This window comes from Pseudomonas sp. Sample_16 (assembly GCF_004307665.1).
In the GTDB taxonomy this organism is placed as follows: Bacteria; Pseudomonadota; Gammaproteobacteria; order Pseudomonadales; family Pseudomonadaceae; genus Aquipseudomonas.
Genome location: NZ_RCOB01000134.1, coordinates 17,447 through 28,715, shown reverse-complemented (window position 1 = coordinate 28,715; position 11,269 = coordinate 17,447). Strand labels below are relative to the sequence as shown.

The window sequence follows — 11,269 nt, the reverse complement described above, 5'->3', positions numbered from 1 at the left end:
CGAATGATGCGTTCGGCGAGGTGGTGAGCGATTTGCTCGGCGAGGCTGTCCGGCGCCTTGAACGTCATGGTTGTCCTTCAAACTGTTCGATCTGCACAAGCGGCGCAGTGTAGCGCAATTGATACGTCATGGCGCACAGCCCTGGCGGGGGTTTTGGCACGATTCAAGCAAAAAGCAGGCTGGCCTGCGAGGGTCAATAATGAAGAAACAGTTGTGAGTCGACAAAATGCATTTTCCTGACCTTTAAGTCAGAAAATCATTGACCGAAAAGTCAGACCTGCTAAATTCGGTCACATCGGTTAACAACAATAATGAGTCTGTGAGGCCTTCCGTGATCCAGTTTTTACTAAACCAGGAACTCCGTAGCGAGCACGCCCTGGACCCGAACCTGACCGTGCTCAACTATTTGCGCGACCATGTGGGCAAGCCCGGCACCAAAGAAGGCTGCGCCAGCGGTGACTGCGGCGCGTGCACCGTGGTGGTCGGCGAATTGCAGACGGATGACACCGGTCGCGAACACATCCGTTATCGCAGCCTCAACTCATGCCTGACGTTCGTTTCGTCACTGCATGGCAAACAACTCATCAGCGTTGAAGACCTCAAGCACAAAGGTGAACTGCACAGCGTGCAGAAAGCCATGGTCGAGTGCCACGGCTCACAGTGCGGCTTCTGCACACCGGGCTTCGTGATGTCGTTGTTCGCCCTGCAAAAGAACAGCGAAGCGCCCGATTCCCACAAAGCCCACGAAGCCCTGGCCGGCAACCTCTGCCGTTGCACCGGCTATCGGCCGATTCTCGAAGCCGCCGAACAATCCTGCTGCGGTAAACAACCGGATCAGTTCGATGCGCGTGAAGCGGACACCATTGCCCGCTTGAAAGCCATCGCACCGACCGACATCGGCGAACTCAACAGCGGCGACAAACGCTGCCTGGTACCGCTGACCGTGGCCGACCTGGCCGACCTCTACGATGCTTACCCGCAGGCCCGCCTGCTGGCCGGCGGTACGGACCTGGCGCTGGAAGTCACGCAGTTCCACCGCACCCTGCCGGTGATGATCTATGTCGGCAACGTCGCCGAAATGAAGCGCATCGAGCGTTTCGACGACCGCCTGGAAATCGGCGCCGCCACCGCCCTCTCCGATTGCTATGAAGCCTTGAAGGCTGAATACCCGGATTTCGGCGAACTGCTGCAGCGTTTCGCGTCCTTGCAGATCCGCAACCAGGGCACGCTGGGCGGCAACATCGGCAATGCCTCGCCCATCGGCGATTCGCCTCCGCTGTTGATCGCCCTCGGCGCGCAAATCGTTCTGTGCAAAGGCGAAACCCGCCGTACCCTGGCACTGGAGGACTACTTCATCGATTACCGCGTGACCGCGCGTCAGGAAAGCGAGTTCATCGAGAAGATCATCGTGCCCCGCGCCAGCGTCGAGAATCTGTTCCGCGCCTACAAAGTCTCCAAGCGCCTGGACGACGACATCTCTGCCGTGTGCGCCGCCTTCAACATTCGCCTGGAAAACGGCATCGTCGCGCAAGCACGCGTCGCGTTCGGCGGCATGGCGGCCATTCCGAAACGTGCCGCAGCCTGTGAAGCGGCGCTGCTCGGCTCGCCGTTCAACCATGCCACCATCGAACGCGCCTGCACCGCACTGGCCGAAGATTTCACGCCGCTCTCGGATTTTCGCGCCAGCAAGGAATATCGCCTGCTCAGCGCGCAAAACCTGCTGCGCAAATACTTCATCGAACTGCAAACACCGCACATCGAGACTCGGGTGACCGCTTATGTCTAATCATCACGCCGTAGAGAAGACCCAGGCCGAACTGGCTGAACTGTTCGCCAAGGACCTGACCACCGGTGTCGGTCGCAGCGTCAAGCACGACAGCGCGGCCAAGCATGTGTCCGGTGAAGCGCAGTACATCGATGATCGCCTGGAATTTCCCAACCAGTTGCACGTTTACGCGCGCCTGTCGGACCGTGCCCACGCGAAAATCATCAGCATCGACACCCAGCCTTGCTATGCCTTCGAAGGCGTGCGCATCGCCATCACCCACGAAGACGTGCCAGGTCTGAAAGACATCGGCCCACTGTTGCCCGGTGACCCGCTGCTGGCCATCGACGATGTGCAGTTTGTCGGTCAACCGGTGCTCGCCGTCGCCGCGAAAGACCTGGATACCGCGCGTAAGGCAGCGATGGCCGCGATCATCGAATACGAAGATCTGGAACCCGTGCTGGACGTGGTTGAAGCCCTGCGCAAACGCCACTTCGTGCTCGACAGCCACACACATCAGCGCGGCGATTCAGCTACGGCGCTGGCCACCGCCGAACATCGCATCCAGGGCACGCTGCACATCGGCGGCCAGGAGCATTTCTATCTGGAAACCCAGATCTCCTCGGTGATGCCGACCGAAGACGGCGGCATGATCGTCTACTGCTCCACGCAGAACCCCACCGAAGTGCAGAAGCTGGTGGCTGAAGTGCTGGACGTGTCGATGAACAAGATCGTCGTCGACATGCGCCGCATGGGCGGTGGTTTCGGCGGCAAGGAAACCCAGGCGGCGAGCCCGGCGTGCCTGTGCGCGGTGATCGCGCACCTGACCGGCCAGCCGACCAAGATGCGCCTGCCGCGCGTCGAAGACATGCTGATGACCGGCAAGCGTCACCCGTTCTATGTCGAGTACGACGTCGGCTTCGACAGCACCGGCCGCCTGCACGGCATCGCCCTGGAACTGGCCGGCAACTGCGGTTGCTCGCCAGACCTGTCGGCCTCGATCGTCGACCGCGCGATGTTCCACTCCGACAACTCTTATTACCTGGGTGATGCGACCATCAACGGTCACCGTTGCAAGACCAATACCGCGTCGAACACCGCTTACCGTGGTTTCGGCGGCCCGCAAGGCATGGTCGCCATCGAAGAAGTAATGGACGCCATCGCCCGGCATCTGGCCCTCGATCCGCTGGCCGTGCGCAAAGCCAACTACTACGGCAAGACCGAGCGCAACGTTACCCATTACTACCAGACCGTCGAGCACAACATGCTCGAGGAAATGACCGCCGAACTGGAAGAAAGCAGTCAGTACGCCGAGCGCCGCGAAGCGATCCGTCGCTACAACGCCAACAGCCCGATCCTGAAAAAAGGCCTGGCGCTGACCCCGGTGAAATTCGGCATTTCCTTCACCGCCAGTTTCCTCAACCAGGCGGGCGCCCTGGTGCACGTCTACACCGACGGAAGCATCCATTTGAACCACGGTGGCACCGAAATGGGCCAGGGCTTGAACACCAAGGTCGCGCAGGTCGTGGCCGAAGTGTTCCAGGTGGAAATGGACCGCGTGCAAATCACTGCGACCAACACTGACAAGGTACCGAACACCTCGCCGACCGCAGCGTCCAGTGGCGCCGACCTGAACGGTAAAGCCGCGCAGAACGCCGCCGAAACCATCAAGCAACGCCTGGTGGAATTCGCCGCCCGCCAATACAAGGTCAGCGAAGAGGACGTCGAATTCCACAACGGCCACGTGCGGGTTCGCGACCACATCCTGACTTTCGAAGCGTTGATACAGCAGGCCTATTTCGCCCAGGTATCTCTATCGAGCACCGGCTTCTACAAGACGCCGAAAATCTACTATGACCGCAGCCAGGCCCGTGGCCGTCCGTTCTACTACTTCGCCTTCGGTGCGGCGTGCTGCGAAGTGCTGGTGGACACCCTCACCGGCGAATACAAGATGCTGCGCACCGACATCCTCCACGACGTCGGCGCGTCGTTGAACCCGGCCATCGACATTGGTCAGGTCGAGGGTGGTTTCATCCAGGGCATGGGTTGGCTGACCATGGAAGAGCTGGTGTGGAACAACAAGGGCAAGCTGATGACCAACGGCCCGGCCAGTTACAAGATCCCGGCCGTGGCGGACATGCCGCTGGACCTGCGGGTGAAACTGGTGGAAAACCGCAAGAACCCGGAAGACACGGTGTTCCATTCCAAGGCCGTGGGTGAGCCGCCGTTCATGCTCGGCATCGCCGCGTGGTGTGCGATCAAAGACGCCGTGGCGAGCCTGGGTGACTACAAGCATCAACCGAAGATCGACGCTCCGGCGACGCCGGAACGGGTGTTGTGGGGTTGCGAGCAGATGCGCCAGTTGAAGGCGGCGAAGGCTGTTGAGGCTGAAACCGAACTGGCTTCGCTCTGATGATCGTTCCCACGCTCTGCGTGGGAATGCAGCCGGCGACGCTCCGCGTCGCATCCTGAACAGCGGACGCGGAGCGTCCAGTGATGCATTCCCACGCGGAGCGTGGGAACGATCTGACAGACAGATGTCGAGGTGAAACATGTACAACTGGATCGACGCCCTCGCCGACCTGCAAAACCAGGGTGAGCCCTGCGTGTTGGTGACGATCATCGAAGAGCTCGGCTCGACTCCGCGCAATGCCGGCTCGAAGATGGTCATCAGCGCCCGTCAGGCCTTCGACACCATCGGTGGCGGGCACCTGGAATACAAGGCCATGCAGATCGCTCGCGAGATGCTCGCCAGCGGCAAGCAGGACACGCATCTGGAGCGTTTCAGCCTCGGTGCCAGCCTTGGTCAGTGCTGCGGCGGTGCCACCGTTTTGCTGTTCGAACCGATGGGCCAGGTGCAAGCGCAAATCGCTGTGTTCGGCGCCGGCCACGTCGGCCGGGCGCTGGTGCCATTGCTCTCCAGCCTGCCCTGCCGCGTGCGCTGGATCGACTCACGCGACGATGAGTTTCCCGAGCAGATCCCCCACGGCGTTCGCAAGATCGTTGCCGAAGAACCGGTGGATGAAATCGACGACCTGCCCGCCGGCAGCTACTGCATCGTCATGACCCACAATCACCAGCTCGACCTCGAACTCACCGCCGCGATTCTCAAGCGCAACGATTTCGCCTACTTCGGCCTGATCGGTTCGAAGACCAAACGGGTCAAGTTCGAACATCGTCTGCGTGATCGCGGCTTCGACAGCAGCGTCGTGCAACGCATGCGCTGCCCGATGGGCATCGGCGAAGTCAAAGGCAAGTTGCCTGTGGAAATCGCCATCTCCATCGCCGGCGAGATCATCGCCACTTACAACGCGAACTTCGGCCAGCACACCGCCAGCGCCGGATCGATTGCCAAACTGCTGCCTGCGTCACGCCGCAGCCAAGCCTCCCATTGAGAACGCTCATGCCACTGACTCGCAAAGCCTACCGCGCCGCCATCCTGCACAGCATCGCCGACCCTGCCATCGTTGGCATCGAAGCCTCGTATGAATATTTCGAGGACGGCTTGCTGGTGGTTGATAACGGCAAAATCAGCGCACTTGGCCACGCCAGTGATTTGCTGCCGACGCTGCCGGCAGACATCGAAATCACCCATTATCAGGACGCGTTGATTACCCCCGGCTTTATCGACACCCACATCCACCTGCCACAAACCGGCATGGTCGGTGCCTACGGTGAACAATTGCTGGACTGGCTCAACACTTACACCTTCCCGTGCGAAAGCCAGTTCGCCGACAAGGCCCATGCCGACGAAGTCGCGGACATTTTCATCAAGGAATTGCTGCGCAACGGCACCACGACGGCACTGGTTTTCGGCAGCGTACATCCGCAATCGGTGAACTCGTTCTTTGAAGCGGCCGAGCAGCTCGACCTGCGGATGATCGCCGGCAAGGTGATGATGGACCGCAACGCCCCGGACTACCTGACCGATACCGCTGAATCGAGCTACCTCGAAAGCAAAGCGTTGATCGAGCGCTGGCACGGCAAGGGTCGCCTGCACTACGCCGTGACTCCACGCTTCGCCCCGACCAGCACCCCGGAACAACTGACCCTGGCCGGCCAGTTGCTGAGCGAATACCCGGATCTGTACATGCAGACCCACATCAGCGAAAACCTCAAGGAAATCGAGTGGGTCAAGGCGCTGTTCCCGGAGCGCAAGGGCTACCTGGACGTCTACGATCACTACCAATTGCTCGGTGAACGCTCGGTGTTCGCCCACGGCGTGCACCTGTGCGATGAAGAGTGCGCGCGCCTGGCGGAAACCGGTTCGGCCATCTCGTTCTGCCCGACTTCGAACTTCTTCCTCGGTAGCGGCCTGTTCAATTTGCCGATGGCCGAGAAGCACAAACTCAATGTCGGCATCGGCACCGATGTCGGCGGCGGCACCAGTTTCTCGCTGCTGCAAACCCTCAACGAGGCCTACAAGGTCATGCAACTGCAAGGTGCGCGCCTGAGCCCGTTCAAGTCGCTGTACCTGGCCACCCTCGGCGGTGCCCGCGCATTGCGCCTGGAAGACAAGATCGGCAATCTGCAACCGGGTACCGACGCCGACTTCCTGGTGCTCGACTACAACGCCACGCCGCTGCTGGGCTATCGCCTGAAGCAGGCCAATAACATCGCCGAAACGTTGTTTGTGTTGATGACGCTGGGGGATGACCGGACGGTGTTGCAGACCTATGCGGCGGGGAATCTGGTGCATCAGCGCTAAGGCATTGCGTGCATGATCGTTCCCACGCTCTGCGTGGGAACGATCCAGACAATTTGCGTTTCAGCTCGGTCCCTGTGGGAGCTGGCTTGCCAGCGATTTGATCGTTCCCACGCTCCGCGTGGGAATGCAGCCCGGGACGCTCCGCGTTCCTGCCGAAGCGGACGCGAAGCGTCCATTGAGGCATTCCCACGCAGAGCGTGGGAACGATCAGTATCAGGAAGTCAGAGCTTGGCAGTCGTTCGCCCTGGCTTCTTGGTCTGCAACAAGTGCGAGAACACCGCATGCAGGTCATCCGAAGCACTTTCCTCATCGAGGTTGAGCTTGCTGTCGATGTGATCCATGTGATGCATCATCAGGTCTACCGCCAGTTCACCATTGCGCGCTTCGATGGCATCGATCAACTGCGTGTGCTCGTCATAAGAGCAGTGGGATCGGTTGCCGCTTTCATACTGGGCAATGATCAGCGAGGTCTGCGACACGAGGCTGCGCTGGAAACTGATCAACGGCGCGTTTTTCGCCGCTTCGGCCAGTTTCAGGTGGAACTCACCCGACAGACGGATACCGGCACCACGATCGCCACGGGAAAAACTGTCGCGTTCGTCGTTGACCATTTGGCGCAACTCGGCGATCTGCTCGGCGGTGGCGTGCTGGACCGCCAATTCCGTAATCGCTCGCTCCACCAGACGGCGGGCCATGAACACCTGCCGAGCCTCTTCGACACTCGGGCTGGCGACCACGGCACCGCGGTTCGGACGCAACAGCACCACGCTTTCATGGGCCAGGCGCGACAAGGCGCGGCGAATGATGGTGCGGCTGACCCCGAAAATTTCCCCCAGCGCTTCTTCGCTCAACTTGGTGCCGGGCGCCAGACGCTGTTCGAGGATGGCCTCGAAGATATGCGCGTAGACAATATCGTCCTGGGTACCGCTACGGCCGGCTTTGCCTGCTCGCGGTTGTTTCTTTAGGGGTTGCAACTGTTCGTTCATGGGCACTCGAGTCGGAAGAACTGCGGCGAATTGACCGTGACTGTAATACGGCACAGTGGGTCGCTGGCAAGTATCGCGTAAAAAACACTGCGATTGTACACAATGGATGGTGGCAACACGACTGTACGGCTGTTTGTCACATCCGCTGTATCGCAACGATCCATTACGTTTGAGTTTAGGCTTGATCACAGAATCCGCAGCCCGCACACGCCCCCGTAGGAGCAAAGCTTGCTCGCGATAGCGATTTCATTTTCGAAAACACTGTCGACTGACACGCCGTCATCGCGAGCAAGCTCGGCTCCTACAGGGACCGGGTGGCCTCGGACATAGTCCTCTGAACCAAGGAACACCATCGTCATGACCGACGCCACGCACACTCAGCTACGCCCCTTGGCCGATACGTCACCATCGGCCATCGTCGCCGGGTTCATCGCGATGATGACTGGCTACACCAGTTCACTGGTGCTGATGTTCCAGGCCGGGCAAGCGGCCGGCCTGACCAGCGGGCAGATTTCATCGTGGATCTGGGCGATCTCGATTGGCATGGCAGTGTGCTCGATCGGCCTGTCCTTGCGCTATCGCACGCCCATCACGATTGCCTGGTCGACCCCGGGCGCCGCCCTGCTGATCACCAGCCTGGGCGGCGTGTCCTACGGCGAAGCCATCGGCGCCTATATAACTTGTGCCGTGCTGGTGACGATTTGCGGTCTCACCGGCAGCTTCGAACGCCTGGTCAAAAAGATTCCGGCTTCTTTGGCGGCCGCGCTGCTGGCGGGCATCCTGTTCAAGATCGGCAGCGAGATCTTCGTCGCCGCCCAGCATCGCACGGCGCTGGTCCTGGGCATGTTTGTCACTTATCTGCTGGTCAAGCGCCTGTCACCGCGTTACGCAGTACTGGCCGCGCTGTTGATCGGTACAGCGTTGTCCGGGTTCATGGGGCTGCTGGATTTCAGCGGTTTCCACCTGGAAGTGGCCACGCCGGTCTGGACCACCCCGCACTTCTCCCTGGCCGCAACGATCAGCATCGGCATTCCGCTGTTCGTGGTGGCGATGACCTCGCAAAACATGCCCGGTATCGCCGTACTGCGCGCCGACGGCTACAACGTACCAGCCTCGCCGCTGATTACCACCACCGGTATCGCTTCGCTGCTGCTGGCGCCGTTCGGCTCCCACGGCATCAACCTGGCGGCGATCAGCGCGGCCATCTGCACCGGGCCGCATGCCCACGAGGATCGCAACAAGCGCTACACCGCCGCTGTCTGGTGCGGGATTTTCTACGGGATTGCCGGGGTATTCGGCGCGACACTGGCAGCGCTGTTTGCGGCGCTGCCAAAGGAACTGGTGTTGTCGATAGCCGCGCTGGCGTTGTTCGGCTCGATCATCAATGGCTTGAGCATTGCCATGAGCGAAGTGAAGGAACGTGAGGCGGCGCTGATTACCTTCATGGTCACGGCGTCGGGGCTGACGCTGTTTTCCATTGGTTCGGCATTCTGGGGGATTGTGGCGGGGGTCGTGACGCTGCTGATTCTGAACTGGCGCAAGGTTTGAGGGCGCTTTCGCGGGCAAGCCTCGCTCCTACAGCGAACGGTTCATCAAGCCATGTGCGCACAAAAAACAGGCATAAAAAAACGGCGACCCTCGGGTCGCCGTTTTCAGAACATCAAGCTACCGGATTGATCGGCTTTTCCGGATACCAGACGTCCAGCAGCGGGCTGACTTCAACGCTGGTCAGCTCGGTGCGGCCTTTGAGCCAGGCTTCAACGGCGGCGCGCTGTTCAGCGCTGACCGAGCCACGCTTCTGCAGGCAAACCAGACCGTAGTCGTCGCCGCCAACATAGCCCAGACCGTTGGCTTCCATGGCTTCTTTGAGGAACGCGTCGAGGAAAGCATCAATGGCTTCATCAGCCAAATCTTCTTTGAAATCCAGGTTCAGTTCGAAACCCAGCTCTTGAAATTCATCGACGCACAGTTTTTTGCGCAGACGCTGGGAACGGTTAGTCGCCATTGGAACAATCCTCTTAAGTAATAACGGCCGGCACTTTAGCAGTTTAAGCCGCCGATTGCCCGACTCAGTGGGCCGCAAGGGCTACCGCCGGTAAAAAAATAGCCGATTGGATGGTCAAGGCACGGCACAAGCCGTGACGCCTTGGGGCATAATGCCGACACTTTCATGACCACTGGGGGAATTTATCTTCATGCCCTCGTTTTTTTTCCCCTCGGCTGCAGGGTTCTATTTCACATGATCAAATCGTTACGTCCTTTATTGCTGGCCGGCCTGTTGCTTCCCCTGGCCCTTCCTGTTTGCGCTGACCCGATCAACACCTCTTTGTCTCCCAACGTCCAAAAAGCCCTCAAGGCCAGCAAGCTGCAGGACAACGCCCTGTCGCTGGTGATGATTCCGCTCAACGGCCCGGGCACTCCGACTATTTTCAACGCCGACGTATCGGTCAACCCGGCGTCGACCATGAAGCTGGTGACCACTTACGCGGCCCTGGAAATGCTCGGCCCGAACCATCAGTGGAAAACCGAGTTCTACACCGACGGCACCCTCAGTGGCGGTATCCTCAATGGCAATCTCTACCTCAAGGGTGGTGGTGATCCGAAGCTGAACATGGAAAAACTCTGGCTGTTGATGCGTGACTTGCGCGCCAACGGCGTGACCCAGGTCACCGGCGATCTGGTGCTGGACAAGAACTTCTTCGTGCAACCGCAATTGCCCGAGTTCAATGACGACGGCAACGACGAGAACAAGCCGTTCCTGGTCAAACCCGATGCGTTGCTGGTCAACCTCAAGGCCTTGCGCTTTGTCGCGCGCAATGACTCGGGCAAGGTGCTGGTTTCGGTGGAACCACCCATTGCCAGCATTCGCATCGACAATCAGGTCAAGGCTCTCAACTCCAAGCAATGTACCGGCGGTGTGCGCTACAACCCGGTGCCCCAGGCCGATGGCAGCGTGACGGTGACCGTCGGCGGCCAGCTGGGCGAAGGTTGCAGTTCACAGACTTACTTGTCGCTGCTTGATCACGCGACTTACACGGCCGGTGCCGTGCGAGCGATCTGGAAAGAACTGGGCGGCAGCATCCAGGGCAAGGATGTGCTGGCGCCAACGCCGAAAGACGCCAAAGTGCTGGCGCGGGCATTTTCGCCGGATCTGGCGGAAATCATCCGCGATATCAACAAATACAGTAACAACACCATGGCCCAGCAGCTGTTCCTGAGCCTGGGGCAGAAATACCGTACCGATGCCGACGGTGACGATGCCAAGGCGGCACAGCGGGTCGTACGCCAGTGGCTGGCGAAGAAAGGCATTACCGCGCCGCACCTGGTGATGGAGAACGGTTCCGGCCTGTCCCGTTTCGAACGCGTCAGCGCCCGGGAAATGGCTTCGATGCTGCAGGCCGCCTGGCGCAGCCCTTACGCCGCCGAGTACATCAGCTCGATGCCGATTGCCGGCACCGACGGCACCATGCGCAAGCGCCTGAAGACCACCGCGATGCGCGGCGAAGCCCACGTCAAGACCGGCACCCTGAACACCGTGCGCGCCATCGCCGGTTTCAGCCGAGACGTCAACGGCAACACCTGGGCCGTCGTGGCGATCCTCAACGACAAGGCGCCATTCGGTGCATCATCGGTGCTCGACCAAGTGCTGCTGGACTTGTATCGCCAGCCGAAACTGGCGCAGACCGCTTCGGCGCTCTAATCGGCTGCAGAGGCTGCAGAGATTCCCTGTAGGAGCAAAACCTGCTCGCGATAGCGGCAGCACATTCAACATGAATGTGACTGACAGACCGCCATCGCGAGCAAGCTTGG

The 11,269-nt window shown here is 60.1% G+C and carries 8 protein-coding genes and 1 pseudogene; 6 read left to right on the top strand and 3 right to left on the bottom strand.

The window, feature by feature from the left end:
• A pseudogene (locus tag D8U69_RS18125) lies at positions 1-68 on the bottom strand (GntR family transcriptional regulator); the annotation flags it as partial.
• Between the two features lie 263 nt (positions 69-331).
• Here D8U69_RS18125 and xdhA point away from each other — a divergent pair.
• The 4 genes from xdhA to guaD all read left to right on the top strand — a co-directional run bounded on the left by xdhA (position 332) and on the right by guaD (position 6,473).
• Positions 332-1,786, top strand: a complete 1,455-nt coding sequence (gene xdhA, locus D8U69_RS18120) for a xanthine dehydrogenase small subunit (protein WP_056856978.1) — start codon at positions 332-334, stop codon at positions 1,784-1,786.
• Positions 1,779-4,178: a xanthine dehydrogenase molybdopterin binding subunit gene (gene xdhB / locus D8U69_RS18115; protein WP_130907840.1), complete on the top strand. Its 2,400-nt coding sequence runs from the start codon at positions 1,779-1,781 to the stop codon at positions 4,176-4,178. Before xdhA ends, xdhB begins: the two co-directional genes overlap by 8 nt.
• Before the next feature lie 139 nt (positions 4,179-4,317).
• A complete protein-coding gene (gene xdhC, locus D8U69_RS18110; RefSeq protein ID WP_056856976.1) occupies positions 4,318-5,160 on the top strand; it encodes a xanthine dehydrogenase accessory protein XdhC in 843 nt (280 codons plus the stop codon).
• An 8-nt stretch (positions 5,161-5,168) separates the two neighbouring features.
• Entirely contained in the window at positions 5,169-6,473 is a 1,305-nt protein-coding gene (gene guaD, locus D8U69_RS18105) for a guanine deaminase (RefSeq protein WP_056856975.1), read from the top strand.
• A 221-nt stretch (positions 6,474-6,694) separates the two neighbouring features.
• Here guaD and D8U69_RS18100 read toward each other — a convergent pair whose 3' ends face one another.
• Entirely contained in the window at positions 6,695-7,459 is a 765-nt protein-coding gene (locus D8U69_RS18100) for a GntR family transcriptional regulator (protein ID WP_130907839.1), read from the bottom strand.
• 357 nt (positions 7,460-7,816) lie between these two features.
• Here D8U69_RS18100 and D8U69_RS18095 point away from each other — a divergent pair, with 357 nt between their 5' ends.
• Positions 7,817-9,007: a benzoate/H(+) symporter BenE family transporter gene (locus D8U69_RS18095; RefSeq protein ID WP_130906148.1), complete on the top strand. Its 1,191-nt coding sequence runs from the start codon at positions 7,817-7,819 to the stop codon at positions 9,005-9,007.
• A gap of 112 nt (positions 9,008-9,119) precedes the next feature.
• On the opposite strand, the gene D8U69_RS18090 is transcribed toward D8U69_RS18095, so the two are convergent.
• Positions 9,120-9,464 carry a YggL family protein gene (locus tag D8U69_RS18090; RefSeq protein WP_007971486.1) on the bottom strand — a complete coding sequence of 115 codons (345 nt, stop codon included), beginning with the start codon at positions 9,462-9,464 and terminating at the stop codon, positions 9,120-9,122.
• Between the two features lie 234 nt (positions 9,465-9,698).
• Between D8U69_RS18090 and dacB the strand changes: the two genes are divergently transcribed.
• The gene (gene dacB, locus D8U69_RS18085) at positions 9,699-11,159 is read left to right on the top strand and encodes a D-alanyl-D-alanine carboxypeptidase/D-alanyl-D-alanine-endopeptidase (RefSeq protein WP_056856972.1); all 1,461 of its coding nucleotides are present in this window, start codon (positions 9,699-9,701) and stop codon (positions 11,157-11,159) included.
• The last annotated feature ends 110 nt before the right edge of the window (positions 11,160-11,269 follow it).